Annotated in this window: 23 protein-coding genes and 1 pseudogene; 13 read left to right on the top strand and 11 right to left on the bottom strand. The window is 36.7% G+C overall.

The features are described from left to right. Positions 1-95: 95 nt before the first annotated feature. From ACFPVY_RS03425 to ACFPVY_RS03410, 4 genes are all read left to right on the top strand, one after another. On the top strand, positions 96-953 hold the full coding sequence (locus ACFPVY_RS03425) for a hypothetical protein (protein ID WP_379790341.1): 858 nt from the start codon (positions 96-98) through the stop codon (positions 951-953). A gap of 126 nt (positions 954-1,079) precedes the next feature. After that, entirely contained in the window at positions 1,080-1,883 is an 804-nt protein-coding gene (locus tag ACFPVY_RS03420; RefSeq protein WP_379790340.1) for an ATP-binding cassette domain-containing protein, read from the top strand. Further along, entirely contained in the window at positions 1,884-3,227 is a 1,344-nt protein-coding gene (locus tag ACFPVY_RS03415) for an AAA family ATPase (protein WP_379790973.1), read from the top strand. Continuing rightward, positions 3,224-4,354, top strand: a complete 1,131-nt coding sequence (locus ACFPVY_RS03410; RefSeq protein WP_379790339.1) for a ComEA family DNA-binding protein — start codon at positions 3,224-3,226, stop codon at positions 4,352-4,354. Before ACFPVY_RS03415 ends, ACFPVY_RS03410 begins: the two co-directional genes overlap by 4 nt. 204 nt (positions 4,355-4,558) lie before the next feature. Here ACFPVY_RS03410 and ACFPVY_RS03405 read toward each other — a convergent pair whose 3' ends face one another. The 3 genes and pseudogenes from ACFPVY_RS03405 to ACFPVY_RS17870 all read right to left on the bottom strand — a co-directional run. Further along, positions 4,559-4,804, bottom strand: a complete 246-nt coding sequence (locus ACFPVY_RS03405) for a hypothetical protein (protein ID WP_379790338.1) — start codon at positions 4,802-4,804, stop codon at positions 4,559-4,561. A 75-nt stretch (positions 4,805-4,879) separates the two neighbouring features. Beyond that, positions 4,880-5,056 carry a hypothetical protein gene (locus ACFPVY_RS03400; RefSeq protein WP_379790337.1) on the bottom strand — a complete coding sequence of 59 codons (177 nt, stop codon included), beginning with the start codon at positions 5,054-5,056 and terminating at the stop codon, positions 4,880-4,882. Between the two features lie 101 nt (positions 5,057-5,157). Beyond that, positions 5,158-5,310: pseudogene (locus ACFPVY_RS17870) on the bottom strand (ATP-binding protein); the annotation flags it as partial. A 458-nt stretch (positions 5,311-5,768) separates the two neighbouring features. Here ACFPVY_RS17870 and ACFPVY_RS03390 point away from each other — a divergent pair. Further along, the gene (locus tag ACFPVY_RS03390) at positions 5,769-6,611 is read left to right on the top strand and encodes an RteC domain-containing protein (protein ID WP_379790335.1); all 843 of its coding nucleotides are present in this window, start codon (positions 5,769-5,771) and stop codon (positions 6,609-6,611) included. 47 nt (positions 6,612-6,658) lie between these two features. Here ACFPVY_RS03390 and ACFPVY_RS03385 read toward each other — a convergent pair whose 3' ends face one another. Next, the gene (locus ACFPVY_RS03385; protein ID WP_379790334.1) at positions 6,659-7,354 is read right to left on the bottom strand and encodes a hypothetical protein; all 696 of its coding nucleotides are present in this window, start codon (positions 7,352-7,354) and stop codon (positions 6,659-6,661) included. Positions 7,355-7,681: 327 nt separating this feature from the next. On the opposite strand from ACFPVY_RS03385, the gene ACFPVY_RS03380 reads away from it, so the two are divergent. Next, positions 7,682-9,340 carry a helix-turn-helix domain-containing protein gene (locus ACFPVY_RS03380; RefSeq protein WP_379790333.1) on the top strand — a complete coding sequence of 553 codons (1,659 nt, stop codon included), beginning with the start codon at positions 7,682-7,684 and terminating at the stop codon, positions 9,338-9,340. 169 nt (positions 9,341-9,509) lie between these two features. Here the strand turns inward: ACFPVY_RS03380 and ACFPVY_RS03375 are convergent, their stop codons facing one another. Continuing rightward, positions 9,510-9,968 (bottom strand): hypothetical protein, encoded by a 459-nt coding sequence (locus tag ACFPVY_RS03375; protein WP_379790332.1) that lies wholly within the window; start codon positions 9,966-9,968, stop codon positions 9,510-9,512. Between the two features lie 117 nt (positions 9,969-10,085). Here ACFPVY_RS03375 and ACFPVY_RS03370 point away from each other — a divergent pair, with 117 nt between their 5' ends. From ACFPVY_RS03370 to ACFPVY_RS03345, 6 genes are all read left to right on the top strand, one after another. After that, entirely contained in the window at positions 10,086-11,111 is a 1,026-nt protein-coding gene (locus tag ACFPVY_RS03370) for a hypothetical protein (protein WP_379790331.1), read from the top strand. Between the two features lie 290 nt (positions 11,112-11,401). Further along, the gene (locus ACFPVY_RS03365) at positions 11,402-12,796 is read left to right on the top strand and encodes a leucine-rich repeat domain-containing protein (protein ID WP_379790330.1); all 1,395 of its coding nucleotides are present in this window, start codon (positions 11,402-11,404) and stop codon (positions 12,794-12,796) included. A gap of 246 nt (positions 12,797-13,042) precedes the next feature. Continuing rightward, complete coding sequence (locus ACFPVY_RS03360; RefSeq protein WP_379790329.1) at positions 13,043-14,923, top strand: leucine-rich repeat domain-containing protein; 1,881 nt, start codon at positions 13,043-13,045, stop codon at positions 14,921-14,923. Positions 14,924-15,062: 139 nt separating this feature from the next. Further along, positions 15,063-15,386 (top strand): hypothetical protein, encoded by a 324-nt coding sequence (locus tag ACFPVY_RS03355; protein WP_379790328.1) that lies wholly within the window; start codon positions 15,063-15,065, stop codon positions 15,384-15,386. Positions 15,387-15,424: 38 nt separating this feature from the next. Beyond that, positions 15,425-16,027, top strand: coding sequence for an STM3941 family protein (locus tag ACFPVY_RS03350; RefSeq protein ID WP_379790327.1), 603 nt, complete (start codon positions 15,425-15,427; stop codon positions 16,025-16,027). 191 nt (positions 16,028-16,218) lie between these two features. Continuing rightward, positions 16,219-16,461: a hypothetical protein gene (locus ACFPVY_RS03345; RefSeq protein WP_379790326.1), complete on the top strand. Its 243-nt coding sequence runs from the start codon at positions 16,219-16,221 to the stop codon at positions 16,459-16,461. Between the two features lie 125 nt (positions 16,462-16,586). Here ACFPVY_RS03345 and ACFPVY_RS03340 read toward each other — a convergent pair whose 3' ends face one another. The 6 genes from ACFPVY_RS03340 to ACFPVY_RS03315 all read right to left on the bottom strand — a co-directional run bounded on the left by ACFPVY_RS03340 (position 16,587) and on the right by ACFPVY_RS03315 (position 21,553). Next, positions 16,587-17,384, bottom strand: a complete 798-nt coding sequence (locus tag ACFPVY_RS03340) for an SDR family oxidoreductase (RefSeq protein ID WP_379790325.1) — start codon at positions 17,382-17,384, stop codon at positions 16,587-16,589. A gap of 24 nt (positions 17,385-17,408) precedes the next feature. After that, complete coding sequence (locus tag ACFPVY_RS03335; RefSeq protein WP_379790324.1) at positions 17,409-17,591, bottom strand: hypothetical protein; 183 nt, start codon at positions 17,589-17,591, stop codon at positions 17,409-17,411. 43 nt (positions 17,592-17,634) lie between these two features. Next, positions 17,635-18,804, bottom strand: coding sequence for a zinc-dependent alcohol dehydrogenase (locus tag ACFPVY_RS03330; RefSeq protein ID WP_379790323.1), 1,170 nt, complete (start codon positions 18,802-18,804; stop codon positions 17,635-17,637). A gap of 209 nt (positions 18,805-19,013) precedes the next feature. Next, positions 19,014-19,373 carry a hypothetical protein gene (locus ACFPVY_RS03325; RefSeq protein ID WP_379790321.1) on the bottom strand — a complete coding sequence of 120 codons (360 nt, stop codon included), beginning with the start codon at positions 19,371-19,373 and terminating at the stop codon, positions 19,014-19,016. Between the two features lie 45 nt (positions 19,374-19,418). Then, positions 19,419-20,375 carry a gluconolaconase gene (locus ACFPVY_RS03320; protein WP_379790320.1) on the bottom strand — a complete coding sequence of 319 codons (957 nt, stop codon included), beginning with the start codon at positions 20,373-20,375 and terminating at the stop codon, positions 19,419-19,421. A 5-nt stretch (positions 20,376-20,380) separates the two neighbouring features. Further along, positions 20,381-21,553, bottom strand: a complete 1,173-nt coding sequence (locus ACFPVY_RS03315) for a PQQ-dependent sugar dehydrogenase (RefSeq protein WP_379790319.1) — start codon at positions 21,551-21,553, stop codon at positions 20,381-20,383. A gap of 358 nt (positions 21,554-21,911) precedes the next feature. Here ACFPVY_RS03315 and ACFPVY_RS03310 point away from each other — a divergent pair, with 358 nt between their 5' ends. After that, positions 21,912-22,904, top strand: a complete 993-nt coding sequence (locus ACFPVY_RS03310) for a hypothetical protein (protein ID WP_379790318.1) — start codon at positions 21,912-21,914, stop codon at positions 22,902-22,904. The last annotated feature ends 47 nt before the right edge of the window (positions 22,905-22,951 follow it).

Genomic DNA, 22,951 nt, shown 5'->3' with positions numbered 1-22,951 from the left:
TAATGTACAAAAAATTAAATTAAATGATGTGACATGAAATTGTTTCATATTTTTATTAGCTGAACTTTTATCTTTAAAAACGTAACTATAAAATTATGAACTGGCAAACTGACAAAGAAATTATTACACAGAAATACTTTGAATTGATTAATTTCAATAACCTCCATTTATTTGGAATTTTAAAAGACCATATTGAAACTGCAAGGCCCATTCTCCCACTTATTGAGTTTGTTATTTCTCGTTTAGAAACTGTTGTTTTTCTAGCTACTGACAATCGGCTATGGGACGCAGATATAGTAATGCGATCAGCATTAGAAACGTTTACAAAATTTCTTTTTATTACAAAAGCCAATCCTGAAGAACAGGCCAAGAGAATTCAGGAATATTGGTATGAGCTTCCAGAAATTGCTTCAATAAAACTTTCTGATCAGGCTCGCCGTAATCTAGAATTTGCGGGTGATAGTGAAATTCAGAGGTTGTCCAATCTACCCTTGATACTTTCAGAAGAAGATGAAAAAGCACTTCGCGAAAAATGGACTAAGTCAAATAGGCAGCGATTGGAACAAAAATGGTCTTTTTCTGAAATGATACTATGGATTTCAAAATCTGATGATAAAAGATTGCTGGAAGCATATATTACATTAACCCACACTTATAGAATGGGAAGTCATATAATGCATGGTGACGAAACGGGTGTCTCAATTATAAAGGAACGTGAAGGTCGATTTCCTGAAGAGCGGCAAAAGGCAGAAACTGGTCATTACTTGAGAATGTTCAGTGACTGCCTATCTTATTGCTGTATTGTGGGCATGGATTCAATGGTATTCATAAATATGCCCGAAGAAGTGGAATTTTTCTTTAAAAACGCACAAAGATTAAATGAAATCGAAGCACTTTTACAAAAATATGAAGGACAAGTATTTGAAGACCCTGATTATGATAAATACAGATAAATCTGTTATTGAGGAAAATATAAAGGATTGATGTTTTAATTTTTTAAAAAAAATTGACAATATAACAATTATACCATCTGTTATATTGTAAATAAATTAGTACATTGCAAAAACTAAATCATGTTTATGCAATTTCGTTTACTCGCTGTTCGGCCCATAGAGGACCCTAAAAGCAAATATAGTAAGACCTTAAAATTAAATACATTTTATAGCTTTTATTCTGCATTCAATTATGAAGAATACATTGACGATTCTAATGAAGTAATAAAATATGACGAGACAAAAGAAATTGATCTTTATTCTTTTGATAATACAAACGTAAATGTTAGTGCTATAGTAGGAAAAAATGGTACTGGTAAAAGTACTTTAGTAGAATTATTCTATGGACTAATTTTTTTGTTATCCAAACAGGTAGGACTAATTGATGAAAAAACTGTTAAAGAATCGCATAAATTTACGGATGACGAAATGATTCAATATCAAAATGATGTTATTGAACTTAACAAATTAAAATTGCAGGTTTATTATCAGTTAGGAAGTTCTATTTTTAGATTAACAAAAAAACGAAATGTTGAAATACATAAATTTGATCTACAAGCTGATGGCAATTATAAACTTTCTAAACGAGTTAAAGCATCTAAGGATTTTGTAAAAAAGCATTTTTTTTACTCAGTTGCAACAAATTATTCGTTATATGCATTAAACACAAATGAATGTGGCCTCTGGCTTAAGCCATTGTTTCATAAAAATGATGCTTATCAAACACCTCTTGTTTTAAATCCCATGCGGACACAAGGTGATATAGACATAAACAGAGTTACATACCTATCCAAGAATAGACTACTTGCAAATCTATTATCACCAATCCCTTCACAAATAAAAAAAGAGGACAGCTTGCGATCTCTTGTTAACGGCAAAGTAGCTGATTAGCTGACATTTCAAGTCGATGAATCAAAGTTTCAAAGATGGAACCCTACAAAAAGAATAATTGAATTCAAGCTTGATTATATAGAGAAATATCCTGATCAAATTACCCAAATTGTAAACGCGTTTGCTATTACTGAAAGAGATAAGAAAAATAAGGAGGTTTATCTAAGATTTTTACAGAAGTCTAGTCATCTTGAAAAATTAACATTAGAATACATCCTACGCAAAACCGAAAAGATTGGAAGAACTTATAATTATAAGGGAATAAACAAAAAGGAATTTACTTTAGGGAGGCCACGACTTCTCACCACACTACTGAAAGAACTTTCTGAAGACTATAGTCATGTAACATTTAAAATCCGTCAGGCAATAAACTTTTTACGTTATCATCCTAATTTAAAATATAGTAGCCTTAGTTCACCCATGCAGATTGATTCGTTATCATACGATTTACAACAATTCGTGACACACTTAAAGGATAGAAAAATGAGAGATAGAATAGCAGATTCTAAAATCAAGGAGAAAAAAGGCGAAGATAGATATATAGAGGATTTCTTGATTGATGTAGAATATTTTAATCTCATAAATTTCCTTCCGCCTTCCTTTTTATCATTTGATATCCATTTCGAAACCGAAGGAAGCTACTTACAGCTTAGTTCTGGCGAAAGACAAAAGGTATATACTGTAAGCTCTGTGATTTATCATTTGGTAAACTTAAATTCCGTAGAAAAAAATAAAATAAAATATGATTATATCAATTTAATTTTTGATGAAATCGAATTGTATTTTCATCCAGAATTCCAGCGAACATTCTTGAGTGAACTTTTACATTATATACAAAGATCTGGAATAAATTTATCTGGATTAAATATTTTATTTATAACTCACTCCCCGTTTATTCTTTCTGATATTCCTAAAGATAATATTTTATTTCTAGAGAAAAAAAAGGACGCAAGATATGCAGAACCTACAAAAATAGAAACAAATACTTTTGCAGCAAACATTCATGAATTGCTTGCTGGAGGTTTTTTTATGGACCATACAAAAGGTGCAATAGCTACTCAAAAAATTGAGGAACTAGTGATTTTTCATAATGAAGTAAAAATTTCACTGGATAAAAAAGAAAAGTTATCTTTTCTCAAAATAGATTACAAAGAGAAGCAAAAGTATTTTAGTCGAATGGTATCATGTATTGGGGAAGAATATTTGCGAGAAATTTTAGAAAATCAAATATTAGATATTGAGAAGATGCTTGACATTGAATCGCCAGATAAATTAAATCATGAAATTTTATTACTAAAACAAAAAATCGATTTTTTAGAACAAAGAAAAAAAATGTTGAAATGATAAAAATGAATTTCCCTACCGATATTATTGCTAGAAAGGCTTTGGAACAACATTTTTATAATTCATTGCGCGGAGCATTTGAAGAAACAGCAATTAATAATCTCTTAATCGGTGCAATATACAATGGAATTCAACTTGATTTGAAAAGCATACTGACAGCTTCATTTGATGAATTATTTAATATTTCAGAAACCATAAAAACGTTTTTCATAGGAAATATTGCACGATATCAAGATTTTTGCAATCATTTTAATTATGACGATTTTAGGCATTTGCTCTATAATTTTTTTATTGAGGAGGACATAAAAAACAATATCGATTTATGTACTTGTTACTACTGTAATATTGATTTTATAAATACTTATGATAACCGAGCGACATATATTAATAAAGTTGATTTTTTAAATAGGGCAAGTCAAGATGAATTAAATCAGATTCCCGGAATTTCAAATAAAACTTCCGTATTAATAATCAATCAACGAGTGATAAGTCCAATAAAAGACCTAAGCTTAAGTTTTATGACTGAAGGAAAAAGTAAGAAAATTTTGAATTTCAAATTGCAACACCCTAAAGGAATTTTTACTCTGGACCACTTCTTTCCGCAACATTCTTTTAAAACTATTTCAATATCATTATACAATCTAATACCGAGTTGCGGACCGTGCAATTCAAGATTTAAGCATGCGGCAAATTTCCAAATTGGAAAAAACACAACATATATGTCGCCATCATCGAACAATTATGTATTGGGCGAATTTCAGGTTTTTGGATTGTTACTTAGACCCGGGAAGAATATTAGCAATGTAAAGAATGTCAATGATATATATTTAACGTATGAAGATTATCTATTCGGTCAGGAGGAGTTTTTGGAAATTTTTAATATTCCTGCGAGATATAGTTTTCACAAGAAAGAAGCAGTCAAGCTAATTCTCAAATTTCAAAGGTATCCTCAGAGCAATATCGATGAAATCGAGAGGTCCCTAAAAAAATCAGTCGATAGAAAAACAATTATGAAAGATTTATTTGGTTCAGATTTATTTGATGAGATTTCAAGCAATCAACCATTAGCTAAATTAAGAAGAGATATCGCGAATCAAATTGGTCTGACTGAACAATTAAATTCCTAGTAAAAAATATTCATGTAATAATTGACAATAAATTGAAATATGGTAAAATTAGACTTTAAAATCAGAGGTATTTGCTATCAAGGTTCTCAGTGAGAGCAAGCATTTGAAGAACATTTTTGTAGAAGGCGAATTAGAAGAGAATTCAGTTCTTTCCAAAATGGAAACAACTACTGCTTCAGATGACAAGTCTTAATGCGTATCATCTTATTTGGCATGGAGTACCATTCCTTTGGTCAGCTCAATCGAACCTTCCATTTTTTGCATGTTTTTCTTAAATTTGACAGTACCATCCGCACGCTCTTCATAAATTGCGCCATTTTCGATATACATGATAGTAAGGCCTAAATATTTAGAATGTCGTATAGCCATACTCGCTGCCTTTTCGCCAGCCTCAACTAGCGACTTGGTCTGCTTGTGGTCTTTTGAAAATACAGGCTTTTTTGCACTCATAATCTGAAATATCTTTGTAGTATTAGCTATCTGCGAAGTTAATGAATTTCTTTCTAATAAGCTGTTAAAGTATTTTTAACCTAAAATCGCAATGTCTTGGCGATTGCTTTTAGGTGGAGCTCTTGAACAAATCTGAAGGACTGCGGCCAATCGTATCCCGGCCTTCTGGATCTGTTTTTCAATCGTCTTTTTGCTTTCTGTCACATAAGCATCAGAAACTTTCGCATTTTTAGAGTCATATACCTGTGGCAATAGTGCTCGGGATTCGTTGCTCCACTGCAAATTACAGTGAATTGACCACCCGATTCCAGTTTAAAGTGAGCAGCTAATTCCAGTTCAAAGTGACCATGCAATTCGCCTGACAACTCAATTCTGTGTGCATTATGGATGAGCCGATCCAGAATTGCATCGGCAATGGTTTTCTCCCCAATGATGTGATACCAGCCCTGAACCGGTATCTGGGATGTTACTATAATTGATCCGTTTTTATGTCTGTCTTCGATTACTATTTTTTCGCCGTACTTAATTGAAGAAACAATTTTATCCCCGACAAATCCCCAATGTAAAGTCAGCTCAAGCCTCATTGAAACTTCAATGTTACTTTCTATTATTGCGCTGAGGTCTTTAAGCCTTAATTTCCCTAAAGAAATATATTTAAGTTACAATTCGTAACATTAATAGCTGTCTGAATTTAAATATAATCTAATTAAAATTGCAAGACTCAAGCTAATATCAAAAGTGAAAACTTGCATTACTTAACTTATTAATTTATGAGTTAAGATTCTACTTATTTACTTCCATTCGTCACGCTCTATCTCTAAAATTTTTTGCAAGGATTATGGCAGTAATATTGTATGCAATTCTGAAATTACCACTATGCAATTCTGGAATTACACTTTACTTCATTTGCCTGTTTTGCGTACGATGCTACATTTGCGTTACCTAATGCAAATCAACTGATGCCATGGAAAACTTTGTAAAAAATCTTGTTTCAGAGCTTGAACAAAAATTAAAAGATGATGCGAACTTGCATGTTAACTTTTTAAAATATGCGGAATCGGCAGTTTTACATTCTATCCATCAATTGGAAAAGCTAAAGAGTTTTGCACTGCGTTACAAGTTTGTTGACAAAGCTTCAGAAATTGCTTTTTTTAAAATACACAAACCTGCCCTATCCAGCTATCTGATTTACTACAGCGCTCTTTATAATCTGGAAATCAATGTGCCTTTAGGCGGGCTGAAATGTGTAAAAAAATTTTATATCGCCGAACTCGACAAACTTCATCATTTTTTTGCGGATAACAGCGCCTTTTACCGTTACTATCGTGCTGAAAGCTGCTATAATGATGAACTCTATTTTCTGCGGGGAAAACATGAAAACGTAGCGACTTTTGACAGCTTCTATTTTCAAGCCGATCTGCGATTCTGCACGTCGCATGACTTTAAGGTAGCGCTTATTTTGGCTAATGCGAAGCTCAAAACTTATATCGAACAAAAGCTTTCTTCACTGGATGCCGTTAAAAAATCTGACGTTGATGGGATGGGACAACAAACTTTAAAATGGACCGGGTCAAAAGTTGGATTAATTGAGCTTATTTATGCGCTTCATACGGAGGGCGTTCTCAACTATGGGCGTTGCGAACTAAAACAGACCGTGGCTTATTTTGAAAAGATATTTGATGTGGAAGTAGGACAATTTCACCGGACGTTCTATGAGATTTGTTCTAGAAAAACGGAGCGCTCTAAGTTTTTAAATTCTTTGAAGGACAATCTTCTTAAACGGATTGATGAGGCTGATGGAATGTAAATGAAAAAGGCTGTTCTAATTGAACAGCCTCTTTTAAATGTATTGGATTATTTCAATCTTTCATTTTCTATTATACCGATAGCTACAGTCAGCAGGACGGCGCCCTGGGCACCATCATTGATTCCTGAAGTTGTGCCGATAATACTGCCGACAAGGAGATACCAATCTGGATCGTGGTTCTTTTTCGGTCTTTTTCTCTCATGTGCTGCTGCATACCGAACGATCGAAGAAATGGTCAGCAGTGCTTTTTTATCTGCCTTTGAGATTGAGGCGTCACTGTTTGTTTCTGCTTCGTATTCGATAATAAAATTATATATGCTATAGTAATCGTCGTCTGTCGAAAAGTCTAAAATGCCGCTCAAAAAGTTACTTAGTTTTGTTTTTGCTGTATTCGACAGATTTGTGGTGTTGATCACCGAAGTTAAGTCTGTTATATCGTAATCCAATAATTGCTGTAATTCAACGGTCTCCAAAGCGTCTATTGAGGTTCCCGAAAGCTCGCTGAAACTTACATTTGTATTTGCTATTGAATCGACCAGTTCGGCGACTGCATTTATTTCTTGACTTTGGCAGCCTATTGCGTAATAAGAGTCAAGCAATTCGGAATACACCTTTCCGGCGCTGTCAAATTCATTATTACTGTTAGCTATGGTTTCGACGGTACGTGCTGCAGAAACTTTTAATATCAGATTATCCTCATTAGCGCTATCGCTCGTGCACGACGTTGCGGCTGAAATGCCCAATACTATTATTAGGCTACTTTTTATAAGTTGAAAATTACTTGTCATTTTTGTGTATTTAACTCGTTCTGTAAAATCATCTTTTCCGTGTCGCGATTGGAATCGATACTAATTGGAAGGTTAACTGTTCCGCTGAATTCGAGGACGAAATTATATCACTGCCTCAGTGCTGGCAAGTGGTGTTCTATGCAATTCTGGAATTTATTAGCATACATTCCAGAAACCAAATACCTTATTTTTGCTTTTAGTGTACTTCGAGTTATTTAAAAATTTAGTACTTTTATTACATAACCCCCTGTCCTATCCTATAGGTCGCGAAAATACCAGCCTATGTTATTAAGAACTTGTCTGCCGCTTTTGCTATTGCCTTTCACTGCTATGTGGGCGCAACATTATGAAGATTTTCGCGATTCTCTTCACGATTCCTCCGCCGATTTTAGAACACGGTGCGAAAAAGCCGCAACTCCGAAACTAGCCTTAGCTATCGCAAAAATGTGGCTGGCGAATGCCAAGCGTGACCGAAATTATATTGCCCAGTCGGACGCCTATCAATGGTTGCTGTACAGTTCTGATAAAACAGAAGACCGATTTGCTTACTCTGATAGCGTGATCTATGCCTCTAAAAAAACAGGACAAAATGAAAAGATCGGCGCCTCTTATCTCACCCGAGGCAGTCTTTTTTATAATGAAAAAAAACATATACAAGCTTTAGATCATTTTTTGATCGCCGACCAATATATTGCCCGATGCGAAAATCCCTATCTCAGCAATAAATTAAAATATGCAATCGCGCAGACGAAAAAATATTTGGGTTTTGACCACGAAGCAATTGCGCTGTTTAAAGAATGCGCCGCCTACTTTGAAGATGAGAACGATCGTGCATACCTTAATACCATCCACAATTTGGCCATGTGTTACACCAATATAGGCGACAATCGACTGTGCACCGCCTACACACAAATTGGGCTTACTGCAAGCCTAGACTATGAAGATTCGGAAATGCATTCTTATTTTATGAATGCGGAAGGGGTCAATCAATATTTTTTAAACAATTATGATGCTTCGCTACGCCTTCTGCAAAGCAGCCTACCAATGCTCTTAAAGAAAAAAGATTTTGCCAATGAAATTAGGACGCTATTCTATATGGGTAAAGCGAACCACGCGCTTGGCAATACCGCTATTGCCTTTGACTTTTTTGACCTGGTTGACAAACAGATGCGGCTGAAACAATACATTCGTCCCGACCTGCGGGAAAATTTTGAACTCTTAATCGACCGTTATCGAAGCAAAAAGAATCTGGAAAAGGAATTGTATTATGTCAATGGGCTGATCGCTGCCGACAGTGCCCTATTTGCCGACTTCAAATACCTTTCTCAAAAGATTGAAAAAAACTATGATACTAAGGCACTGCAACAAGAAAAAAGTAGGCTCGAACATACATTATTCTTGACAAAAACGATCTATGTGGCTGCTTTTCTATTGCTACTAACGATCTTATTTTTTATTGTTAGGCACTACCGAATCAAAGTCAATAAATTAAAATTGACGTTTGAACGCATTTTTAATGAAACTGCTACCAAAGAGCATGATATTCTGCTGAAAAAGGAGCTTAATATTGCGCCAGAAGTTATTGACGAATTATTGAAAAACTTAAAGAAGTTTGAGGAAAAGAAAAAATATCTGGAACGGGACTTGGGCCAGATAAGACTTGCAGATATCCTGCATTCAAACATCAAATATGTGCGGCAGGTTATTTTTCAATACAGAGGAAAAAAAACTTTTACATATATCAATGATTTGAAGATTGACCATATCGTGCTACTACTCAAGAATGAAAAACGATTTCGGAAATATACTAACCAAGCGCTAGCAGATGAGGCCGGATTTGGCTCTGTTCAAAATTTCACGAAAGCATTTGCCGCGCGTACTGGAACAACGCCTGGTCATTTTATACAGGAGCTTGTTATAGAAATTGAGGGTGGGAATTGAAAACAGTTCGTGCTCTATATGTTTTGGTTATTCTGTAGCTCCCGTTGCAAATTCGCATTAGCTATATTTGAGTAACAAGAACGGTTGGATCATCTTTGATATTACTATAACGCTCTTAATATCTATAAATTGGATGATGAATATTGAAATATGGAGAAAAATGCTAGACTTATCCAGCGATTTGCTTTTCGTAAATAACGGTACTTTGACAACAGCTCCGGTTGTGATGACTTATGACGCCATCATAAGTATAGGCAAGATTGTCTAAAGAAGGGGCCAATGCCCCAGAATTTAAAATCCCAGATCGCTGCAGCTGTGTGATGTTTCCGTTCCTGTCATACGAAAGCGCCTCATTGTATCTGTCATTGCCAGCGGAGCTGAAAAATTTGGCTTCTTTCAGCCTGTCAAGGTTGTCATGGCTGTAATTATAGTTTTTCAGGCTGGTGTCTGTATTGGCAGTCTTCCATGAGGATTGGCTGATGGCGCCGCTGTATAAAGCCGTGCCGCCAGCTGTAGGGTTGCTATATTTGTTTTCATACGCAAAAAGGTCATTTCCCATTGTTGAAGGGTCATTGTTTTTGCCCAACCATCCCCAGATATACATTCGTTGCTGGCAATGTGATTCCATCAGAATTGAAATTTTAAGTATCGTAATAGTTTTTTTGAACCGTTGTTGTAAATGTGAGATTTTTCTATATCTTGGCAGCCAAAAAATCAATCATTTAAAACCTAACTAATTTAAAACATGAAGAAAATTATTCTTTTGGCTTTTGTAGCCTGCTCGTTGAACAGCCACGCCCAACTGCTGGGAAAATTGAAAGAAAAGGCAGCCGGAAAAAATAAATTAGAACTTTTTACAGAAGAAAAGCTCGATTTTCCACAATACCAAAATCATATCGGTCAAGTTTGCTTTTCAACCGAAGAATTTGAGCGCACGCTTCCCGAGGACAAATACATTAAGACCTATAACCTTGGAGATAAATTATCTATCCGATCTTTTATGGCCAACTCTCCTGCCAATAGCGCCATGCTACAGCAAGCAGAAAGCGGTAAGAAACCAAAAGAAATTAACGCAAACAAAAGTTCTTTTGAGCGTTGCAAGATTGCTTATATCTTATACGTTGACGGAAAAATGGTTTCCGGAACAAGCCATGCAGAAACTTTTGAGAAGGCCAATATGACAGGATTGGCAACGAGTAGAGCGGACTTAAATGATGGTACAGAGAAGAATTTCTTCGGTGAAAACATGTATAGAGCGCTTCTTGAAAAGCCTGAATTTTTGACTCCTGGTAACCACAAGCTAAAAATCGAGCTTGTACCTGTTATTATGGGTGATTCAGAAGGGTTCGAATATAAGCCAATTGCCGTAGGTGAAATTGATATGGTAGTTCCAAAGGAAATCAAGGTGACACCAGCGGACTGTTTCCCTAAGAGCGCTATGAACGATCCAAAATTGGAGGCTGAAGTGCTGAAAGCCTGCAAAGCATTTTTTAAAGAGAATGCAGGTAACGCGTTGAAAGCAATATTGCCATTTGATGATATTTTTATCGTAAGAGGCGATTACAATGCAATTATTAAAAAATCATTTATGGCTGCTGTCGTTTGTAAAAATAGCAAAGGCGAAGTTTGGTATGAATACTATGTATTTGACAAGATGTATGATGGCTCTAAATACCTTCCTGCGGTGGTTAGCAAGGAGATTTCTGTAAATGGAAAAACTCCTCCAAACGGGAAAAACGTCAACCCTGGATGCCTTAAGTTTTTGAAGTAGTCCAATAAATAAACTTAAATACTAAAAGTCCAAGTTTCAGATTTAATAATCTAGAATTTGGACTTTTTAATTATTAGCAAAAAGCAACGGTATTTTTTTTTACCCTCTTAAAAATCTTACAATATTTTTCTATATTTGAGAAATTTACAATAATTGCGAACAATAAAAATGACACTAGAACCAACTGAGTTTTATGGCAACTAAGCGCTGTTTGCACCAATAAAATAAATTTAAACAAATCTGAAAATAATCAAAAGTCGAATAAAATAATAGCTTAAAAAAAAGGAAACATGACTTATAAAGAAATTTTCGTTCGGCTGAAAGACGATTTTGCACATAATAATGTCGAATTATTAGAAGAGTTAACGAAATCTCCACTACAGATTCCAGAATTGGAAGAAATGATCTTGGCAAAATCCATGACCGATACCGAAGCCAACGTTCGAAAAGCAGCTACTAAATTTATCGAAAAAAACGGCAGCGAAATCCACAAAACAATTCTCATTAATTTTCCAAAAAAGCGATATGACCAACGCAAAGTAGCCGACAATTTTAAAAACGAAATTGAATTATATAAACAATTTTCAGAATTTAATTTAACCCTATTTTCAAAGTATCTGTATCTTTTTGGTTCCTTTTTTAGAGACGCCCAAGATTATTTTCTGGAAAATGCGACTTCAGAACAATTGCATTATTTTTTCCGAAATAATTTCTACAAGAAGTACGATGGCGACAAAGTTTCTCTTTTCATGGGAACGCAGTACACCATAAATGCAAATGTTGCGCAAGAATTATGGAACGCAACTAAAGATTTATCAGAAAATATTACTTCAATCGATTTCAGCACAAAAGGACTAATTTCGATGGAAGATGTTCCGCAAATGCCAAATATTTACAAACTGGCATTCCGATGTGAAATGGAACAATTTCCAGTCGGAATATTTAACCTCGAATCACTGGAAAAGCTAACTTTTGGAGGTAACCTGGACGAAATTCCAAACGGAATCCATAAGTTGAAAAAATTGACTTCTTTATCGATAAACGCACCTTTGAAAGAATTACCCGCTGGTATTTTTCAACTGACAAATCTGGAAGAATTGTATTTATGGAATACAGAAATCACCGAAATTACTCCAGAAATCAGTGCTTTGGTAAATCTGAAAACGCTCCATATCGAAGATTCTAATACCAAACTGAGAATCATTCCGAAGGCAATTTATGAACTTCCAAAATTGAACGACATTTATAAAAAAATGATCCGTGTTGATTTTGAAGCGCGAAACGAATACGAAAAAGTCTTCTTCGAATTTGAACATTATATTAAGGCTTTTGATAAAATTCCGTTAGTACAAAAGTACCTCAACAATTTCAGGGAAGGAAATATGGATAAATTTCCCGAAGTTTTATTTGCCACGATAAAGTGTTATTATGACGATGAACATGGCTTAAAAATATATCATTTTTATGACGATATCCGAAAATCAAAAGCTCCAGATACTATTTTGGAAGTCAACGAAGCGATCAAAAAATTCAAGTTTATTGATGAACGCACCACAGAAATTCAATTAAATGATTTAAAGAAAAAAGTAGCCAATTTTGATTGGTTTGACAACTCTCTTTTCTTCGAACTGATTACAGAAATGGTCGATTATACCAACAAATTGTATCCGTTTGAGAAATGGTAAAATAGTGCTTCTCTCCTATTTCCAAGTACTAAAATCATTAATCCAAATTTCATAAATAAAAATGGATTCAACTTTCGGAATAAGAAATCTTGCAAACAAAACCCATACGATTCAGATTCACTTCTGATTTTAATTGTCTTTTTCAGGATTATAAGTAAGCAAGAAAAGAAACACACCGCTAAATTTGGATTTATATAAATTAATCGACGAATTGCTTTAAAACCAAACCGATTCAAACACGACAATATGGACAAAAAAACAATAATGGATCTCATCGAAACTTGGGACGCCGACAACATCAAAACGGCAATGGTCGCCTTAAAAAAGGACAAGTCACTTGAAGAAGAAATCTGTGAATATTATAAATATGCATTAGACGTTATTTTTGGGTCGACATTGAAATCATTGGTTAAATTTCCTGAAAAACTGGACAAAAAAGATCATTTTGATAAATTTATGTACATCAGAAAACTTCCGGAAGGCATGCCATCATTCATTACCATATTAAAATTTAATGCGGTACGTCGCATAGATAGTTGGCGCAATTCTCATTATAAAAAGGAGTTGCATATCGATTGGTTTCCCAAAAATATGGCTGCGCTCAAACAAGTGACAGAACTCCATCTGGAATATCAACAGTATGATGAACTTCCTGAAAGAATTGGAGAATTAGAGAATCTTGAAGTACTGAATCTACTTGACAATAACCTGAAATCGCTTCCGAAGTCGTTCGAAAACTTAAAGAAATTACGCATTTTAAATGTAAGAGAAAATTATAGTCTGAATGAAATTCCGGATTTGTCAAAATTTCCCAACCTTGAGGAAGTTGATTTTAATTACACTATGATCGATTCACTTCCAGATGGCTTCTTCGACTTAAAAAACCTAAAAAAAATTGTGACCCTTTCCTCTCCTTTGGATAAGAATATGGACGTAATGCGTAAGATTTTTAAAACATTTCCGAATGCCGAAATACATAGCAATGCGAAGAAAGCAATTGAACTTGAAGATAAGTCAGATGCAGGCGAATTCGCTGGAAAAGAGCAAATCAAAATAAGTGATTGGAATATTAACAAGCTTCCTGCGGCGTTGTTTTTGGCTGATGCTGTCAAATCGCTTAGTATTAACTGCAACAGTTTATCTGAAATTGCCGATGAATTTGATAAGCTTCAAACGGTTGAAAAACTGGAACTCAGCGTAGGTTATGATGAAATCGATTTTCCGGCAAGTATTTACAAACTCAAAAAATTAAAGGAATTGCGTCTTAAAGGCGGATTTCATAATCTTCCCGAAGGCATAGATGCGCTAGAATCACTCGAGATTTTGGAAATTGACAATAATAGTATCAAAAAACTGCCAAAGTCATTCGCTAATCTGAAAAATGTCAAAGAAATCGAATTAAAACACGTGAACTATGACATTTTCTCTCTCATTTCGGATTTTGAAAATCTTGAAAGCCTTGTTATGGAGTATCACAATTATCCGTTCGAATTCGAGAAATCACTTTCGGGGTTGACAAAATGGCGCACGTTCAAGATAAATACATGCGTACCGATAGGAGAAGCTCTTTATAAATTGCCTCAGAACATTGAAAAGATGGAGTTGAAGAACAATGTCAGTCAGTTTGACCACAAGCTTTCGTTGGGGAAAATTATCAACCATTTTACAAGCTTGAAGGAATTAGATATAGACGAATTCAATCTTTCAGATGTGTCTGAAGCGATTCTTCCAAACACGAATCTTACCAAATTGGATCTTGATTACGTAAAAATCGCCCACTTGCCAGATTCGTTCTCAAACCTTCAAGCTTTGACCAATTTTAGTATGTATGGCGACGGTCATGAGTCATTAAATGCTTCAGTTTACGAATGCAGCGAACTAAAATTTCTGCGTTTGGGCAAATCTAAGTTTGAGGTTATTCCGTCCGGCATCAGCAAGTTGCAGAAATTGGATTGGCTCGGTTTCGAATATGGAAACATCATCCAATTTCCCGAAGATATTTATGAGATGAAAAACCTCAAGAAAATCGCGATGGAGAATTGCCCGTTATTAAAAGATAAAGAATGGAAAGCGCTCATCAAAAAGAAAATAAAAGGAATAAAGATCGTCAAAGCTTGGTATGATTGAGTAAAATCCTTTCAAATAGTCAGAAATAAAAATCGCGGATCAAGCGTAAATTCAATGAATTGAAATCGGGTAAGCAATTGGTAAAATATAATTTGTTTACTAGCAATAAACAAATATTAAATTTTTAAAAACGAGTCATATGTTTATTATCTGGAGAGGAAAAGGGATTTATGTCCTGTTGATTTTTGGAGCAATTCTGTTCGCTTATTACCTGTTGCTTGCAGAAAAAGGCAACGAGAAAATATTTCAAGGTTATGCCGCAGAATCAGCGTTTATTGGTACTGGAATTCTTTGTTTCCTGCTAGCCAGACGCTGGAAATCAAAAGAAGGCGGCGTTTATTTTGATCCTGCAAAAAATAAAGACATTACTATCCGACCGGGACATTCGCTTTTTTACATAAATGTCTATTACTGGGCGTTTATCCTGACCGCACTGGGGTTTGTCAGTTTATACAATCATTAAAATAAAAATAATCGCTCAAAAATCTTACACTAAAACAAATGACAGATTTAAATTTTATTGCAACAGCACCACATAACGTGATCAGAATTAAAAAGGACACGCGCATTTATCTTTACTTGATGACAGCATCCCTAGTAATCATGGGAATCGCCAGATCATTTTATCCGCACTACACCGCCGTTTATATGTATGTGAAAAGCCGTGAGAAAGTCACACTCGGCTGGCCAGCAACACTTTTTGCAATTGCCACTTTCATGCTGATTGCTTTTGGGTTGTTTTTAATGTATCATCTTTTAAGGCAGGACCTGAAAAAACCAGCATTAGGTGTAACCGATCAGGGACTTTTCGTGAACCAGCAAATTCTAAAAAATGCGTTAATTCCTTGGAATAATATTGAAAAAACCGAATTGCGCGGCCATATTTCCGATCCGGTTTTGCGCATCTTTTTTAAGGACATTGATTTAGTATTGGAAAGCCAATTCTTTATTCTGAAGTCAATTGCCAAATCATCACTTAAAGCAAATCAAAGTATCGGAATTACAAAAAAGGAAGCGAATGGCGACCTCATCAATATTTTTAAGCTGATAGATGAAAAAGGCGTCCCGGCACTAAATCTTATGGCTGGTGTAAAAACGGAGTAAAGGTCAAGTTAGAATATTAATTTAAAAATCAAATTAAAAAGGATAGAAGAAAGAATGCAAATAAAAAAAGTGTCCTTAAAAGTATCCTATATTTTGACAAGAAAGTTTAAAACCCGATTTAGTTAAATGCGGGAAAACCGCAACCGAATCGCGCACTCCTCCTCTTATTTTTGCAAAAACTTCATTTTGCAATGGAACCAAAATACTTAAAACTTTTGAAAAAGCTCTTGCAGGCTGAAGGAAAAGATGCTGAAGAAATTTGCGGAACAATTTTAATGACAAAACTTGAGCTTCCGCATTTTTCACCGTCGCTTGTGTCGATGTTAGAGGTTTACTATAAAAGCATCGCCTCTGAATACTGCACTCATAAAACAGACTACAACAAATCTAAATTAGAAAAAATTATAAGCGAAATCGAAGGATTGCTTTTTTGATAAGAGAAAGAGGCAAATAGTTTATAACTCTTTTATGTTCAAATTTCCTATCTAAATAAAATTCAATTAAACGCAAAAAGCCTATACATATCATATAGGCTCTAAACATTATTTTTAATTTTAAATTAGGGCTGTCCCGCTCCCCCTGATGCGCCATATATTTGTCCGTTTGCATAACTGGCATCACTTGCTGCAAGTTGCACATAGATTGATGCTAGTTCTGCGGGCTGTCCAGGTCGCCCGAGCGGTGTGTCTCCGCCAAATTTCACAAGTTTTTCCATCGTAGCGCCTCCGCTGACCTGTAATGGAGTCCATATCGGCCCAGGAGCTACGCCATTCACCCTGATACCTTTCGGTCCGAGCTGTTTTGCCAATGATTTTATATAATTGGTAGTTGCTGCCTTGGTCTGCGCATAATCATACAAGTCTTCACTGGGATCATAGGCCTGTTGCGAACTCGTGCCGATTATGCAAGTGCCAGGTTTCAAATGGGGAAGCGCCGCCTTTATAATCCAGAAAGGTGCATAAATATTGGTTTTCATGGTGGCATCAAAATCATCTGACGTAATATCCAGTATTGATTTTTGCGTTTGTTGCCTTGCCGCATTATTGACAACAATATCGAGACCGCCCAATCCTTTCACGGCTTCTTCCACAAGCTTTTTACAGAACGCCTCGTCGCGAAGGTCTCCGGGAATTGCAATCGCTTTTCTTCCTACCGCTTTTATCAATTGCACCACTTCTTTTGCATCTTCTTCTTCGGCAGGAAGATAATTGATCGCCACGTCAGCACCTTCTCTGGCATATGCTATCGCGGCAGCCCTGCCCATGCCAGAATCGCCTCCTGTAATCAAGGCCTTGCGTCCTTTAAGCCGCCCTGAGCCTTTATAGCTTATTTCACCGTGATCTGGTCGCGGATCCATTTTACCAGCGAGCCCCGGCCAAGGCTATGTTTGTTCCTTAAATGGCGGTTTTACATATTTTGACGTAGGATCTTCAAGTCCTGATGCTCCGTAAGAACCACTGTTGTCAAGACCACTTCCTATTGCAGGGCTGACTACCGCGGTGGCCAAAATTGCGCCCATGCCACCAATTGCTTTCCTGCGACTCATATTGTTATCGTTACTCATATTAATTGCATTTTTAAAAATCTTTTTCTTTCATTCTGTAGAATTACGCCCACGGATCAAGAACTACCTTCACGCATCCATCCTCTTTTTTGTCAAAAATGTCATAGCCGTGAGCGATTTCTGTTAACGGTAATCTGTGGGTGATAATATCGTCCAGCTTCACCTTTCCGTCAGTAACATATTTCATTAGCTTATCAATATGCTTGTGCGCCGGCGCCTGTCCTCCTTTCATGATAATTCCCTTGTCAAAAAACTGTCCGATTGGAAAATTGTCATAGGTCGTAGGATAAACTCCCAAGACTGAAACAATCCCACCACGACGCACCGCGCTCATACAGGCTTCCAGCACTTTTACAGATCCTTTCTCAAAGTTGACCACTGCCTTTGCCTTGTCTAATAAACTTCTTTCAGGCTCAAATCCCACAGCATCAACGCAAACGTCAGCACCACGCCCCTGAGTTTTCTCACGGATTTGCTCAACTACACCTTTAGGTCCGTCTTCCCAAAGAACAGTTTCGCAATTGGCAGTCGCTTTCGCTTTATCCAAACGATATTGCAATGTATCGACCACAATTACTCTCGCCGCTCCGCGAAGCCAAGCGCTTTTTGCTGCCATGATTCCTACTGGTCCAGAGCCAAAAATCGCTACCGTTTCGCCACCTTTTACTTCTCCCCAATCGATTCCGGTATATCCGGTAGGGAAAATATCGGTAAGAAACAGCGCCTGCTCATCGGTCAAGCTGTCTGGCACTATTCGCGGACCAAAATTTGCATAAGGTACTCTCACATATTGCGCCTGTCCGCCGTCATAACCTCCATAAAGATCGGTATAACCAAAAAGTGCCCCACCTTTTTGCGTCAGCAATCCGCCTTCTGGACCGTAATGGTCTGGATTGCTATTTTCGCAATGTCCTGGTAATTCATGGTTGCAGAAAAAGCAGGAACCACAGGCAACAGGAAATGGCACGACCACTCTGTCGCCAGGCTTTAAATGCGTTACTCCTTTTCCCACCTCTTCAATGATTCCCATGAATTCGTGGCCAAGAACCATTGGTCTGGGTTGTGGAATTCCTCCGGAAAAGATATGCAGATCAGAGCCGCAGATCGCCGTAGATGTTACCTTTAATATGATGTCATCCTGATTTTCAATCGTTGGATCATCAATGTTGTCGCAGGTTATTTTTCCTGGTCCGTGTATTACCGCTGCTTTCATATAACTGTTTTTTAAGTTTCTATTTTCGTTTTAAAAATTCTAATTTTGAATCAAATCAGGCACTTACATAAAATTATAAATACTTTTGCCAAGCGGGTTACATCATTTTTATGAGGATTTATAAAATTGGTTTGACTTGAGCCTTTTTGGAATCTTATAATTATCTCCTACTTAATTTTTGCTGGTTCAATTAAAATATAGCTTCAACCTTATATTTTAGATTTTCTAGAAACATCGGTCAATACCACCGTTGCCGTGGCTAAAGCAACAAGTGCTGCGTGAAACAGCAAAGCCTTTTTATCCTTTTGGATTGCTCTGTGAAATCCCAGCAGGCCGACCAGACCCAAGTTGAAATAGTCTATTTTATAGTGTGTCTTAAACGAAACCAAAGGCAAAATACCTGCTCCATGATTAGTAACCGCATTGTAAATTCCAAGACTCGATCCAAGAATTGAATATAGATTTTGCGCTTTTTTGTCCATGTCCATCGTTTTTGGAACGACAAATAGTGACGCGATGATTCCGTAATCGATAATTCCGTGAGCCAGTGGCGTGATTGGTTTTTCCATCTTGCTTTAATTAATGTCGAAATTCTATACTTTTTCGATAACTATTTACGGCTTGGCCGGCTGAAAAACTGCAAGCTGCATCGAAAAATTTTTGGAAGGCACATTATTACCTTCGGCAATTTCGCTGAAGTTTGCGTTCATTATCCAAGTTTCAGCGCCGGCCATTGTTGCCGTGGACGGATAGGCAAACCGGTCTTCAGAAGAAGTCGTTTCTGAAACTGTTGCCGACGCCCAATTATCGCTGCTCACAATCTTAAATACTTTATTGACGCCACCGTTTTGCACCATTGTCAACGTCTTGCCGTCATTCATTATCATACCATCGGCTCCTGGGAAAAATTGATTGATCTTAACTTTCGAAGCTTTTGACTGGTCTGTAATTGGAATTTTAATCAAACTTCCGCTTCCATTGTTGGCCACAAGAAGATAGCCTCCGTCATTGTAAACGATTCCATTTGGACCAACTCCCGCTGCCCTCAAAAGTTCATTTTGGGAGAAAACGGATGCTTTTCCAGATGTATCGACTTTATAAACTGCGTTCGAAAAACTGTCGGTGATGTATGTATTTGCATTGGAATCGAAAGCCAAATCGTTAGGGAAATGCTCGCCTGGAACTAACTTTGAAAGATCAATATCCGAAATCTTTTTTCCGGTTTTTACGTCAAGAACCAGCAGTCTGGCTTCTTTCTTTTTAGTCGCTTCGGTACTGAACTTGCTGTAATTTGCATCTCCCGCACACACAAAAAGTCGTTTTCCATCGGGATGCACTTTCACTCCGTAAGTTGATTTTAGTGATTTATCTGAATAAAATTCTGTGTATTTTCCTTCTCTGGTTACTTTTCCAACTGTTCCCAATCTTGCTGAAGTCACAAAAAATGAATTGGAGGCCTTGTGGTAGGCAACACCTTCGGGATAAGTTTCTGGCGCTTCAAACACGATGCGTTTTGTGGGCTGTTGTGCCCATCCCGAGGCGCAGATCAGCAATATAATTAGCTTTTTCATAAGTATCAGATTTGTTTGATTAAGTAGATAATTCCGTTGGCATCATCAGATATATAAACGTGGCCTTTTGAAGTAATAGCAACGCCAGCGGGTCTTCCGAAGCGTTCATTTCCGATTAGAAATCCGCTTAAAAAATCCTCAGAGCCATCAGGATTTCCTTTCGAGTCAAACTTAATTCGTTCCACTTTATAGCCAGACGGCTTCAGTCTGTTCCATGATCCGTGCCAGCAGACCAGCGCATCGCCTTTCATCGGACCGTTTTCAAAAAATGTAAACGCAATCGGCGCGCTGTGTGCTGCAAATTCCATAATTGCAGGTTGTGTATCTTTCGCCCAGCCTTCCTTAGTGTTTCCGACTGGATCTTCACGGCTTTCGTCAACAACTCGTTTTCCGTAAGCAAAAGGAAATCCATAATTGCCTCCCATACTAATTTTATTCAGCTCTTCTGGAGGCCATTCGTCGCCTTTTGCGTCGCCACCGTTGTCAACGCCCCACATTTCTTTTGTCTTTGGATGCCAGTCGAATCCGATGGTATTTCGCAAGCCAGACGCATATACTTTTCGTTCCCAAGTTTGAGGATCCACCTGAAGCATGGTTGCCGTTTCTTTATCGCTCTCCTTGCAATCATTGCACACGCTTCCCACGGAAATGTAGAGTTTTCCGTCAGGGCCAAAATCCATCGTGCGATTGGGGTGTTGCCCTCCGCTGGGAAGGTCTTTTATCAACGTATCTGCTACTTTTGCTAGCGTTCCGTCGGTGTTTATAGTGTAGCGAAGTACCTTATTATTGTTGCACAGGTACATCTTGCCGTCCTTTGAAGTTATGCCGTGAACTCCAGGAAAATCAGCTACTCTTACCATGTCATCAAACAATCCGTCGCCGTTATTATCTTTTAAGAGCAAAACATCTCCGGCATCGCGTCTGGTTACATAAAGCTGTCCGTTGCTTCCGGCATAAAGCATTCGTGGTTTGCCCAATCCTTTCGCTGCAGTTTCTACTTTCCAACCTTTGGGAACTTTTAATCCGGATGCCAGTTCAGAACTGTATTCCAACTGCGTTGGATAATTGGTAATTGTAGTCTTTTCAGTGTTTTCCTTTCTGGGAATTCCTTTCTGTGCATTTGCCCAAGTTCCGAAAAGGAGAAGCAAGACGCATACCTTTGGTAGTAATTTTTTCATAAACTAAACTTTATAATTTTGGATACAACTCTGATTAACAACAATCTGGCTGTATTTCTAAATTACTATTAGTTTATCTTAATTCCTTATAACTTTACTTTGAGATTTTATATTATTTGGCAGGCTCAGCTATTCCAGCAGAAATGATCTTGAAGCTTCATTTTATTACAAGCATTGCGAACTAATTCCGAAATGTATCTTTTTTACATTTGCAGAAATTTTTACTCCGATTGCTTCGCTCTCAATTTTGGTTTGTTTTGAATTTTAAAAATAATTTTAAACCAGTAAAAATCTTACAATATTTTTTCTATATTTGGGAAATTTTTAACAAATCAACAAACACCAAAACTATTAATTTATGAGATCGGCACGTTTATTATTACTTATTTTAGGACTTTCTTTAACTGTTTGCCAAGCGCAAGATATTGAAAAACAAAAAGCAAAACTCAAATTATTTGAAGAAGAGAAACTTACTGGCGAATTCGCTAATCTTCAGCAAAAATATGCTGGGAAAGTTTTGTTTTCTAATGCAGTAACCACAAGAGAAATACCAGAATCAAGCTATATAAACAGCTACACTTTTGGAGATAAGCTTTCATTTAGAGCTTTTTTTTCGCACTCCATTTTAAACAGCATGTTGTTGCAAATGATTGACAAAGGATCTAAAGCGAAAGACCTGAACAATAATGGAACTTGGTTTCCAAAATACCTAGCCGTCTTGTACCTTGATGGTAACAGAATCACCAATACAAGCTACGCAATCAGCTTTGGCGATAAGGAAACACATTCTGACCTGTCACAAAGAGGAACTTTGAACGATGATCAAAGCGACCTCGATTTTGGAAAAACGCTTTACAAGGACTTAAAAACTAGGATAGAACTCTTGACACCTGGAAAGCACATGCTAAAAATTGAGTACGTACCGTACTTCAACTTTGGAACGGCCACCGATGTAGAATTTAAGCCCGTAGCGTCTGGTGAAATTGAGATGATCGTGAAAAATCAAAAAATAGACCTAAATGACCCAGAGGTTTGTTTGCCAACAGCACAAATGACCGACAAAGCTTTAGACGCTAAAATTTTAAAAGCTTTCAAAGCAAAAGGATTTAAAGCAGAAGCTAAAAAAGTAAGGATTACTTCAAAGAAATGGAACATCCAAAGAAATGAATTTGGTATCATCTTGAGAAGATATGTTGAAGCTTATATCGGATACACAAAAAATGGAAAATGCTATTACGATGTATATAATTTTAATCAAGATTATGACGGTAATGCTTATCAATCTGAAGTTTATCTTATGGGAGAAGGTATTGGAACAGAAAGAGAAAGAAGTTGCGAGTGCTTAAAATAGGTCTTGTTTTTTCAAGTGACTTCGTAATTAATTTGTAAACTGAAACC

Origin of the sequence: Flavobacterium qiangtangense, assembly GCF_042658345.1 — a bacterium.
GTDB classification, from domain to species: Bacteria; Bacteroidota; Bacteroidia; order Flavobacteriales; family Flavobacteriaceae; genus Flavobacterium; species Flavobacterium qiangtangense.
The sequence above is the reverse complement of the archived record's forward strand: the minus strand, read 5'-3'. Positions and strand labels throughout refer to the sequence as shown.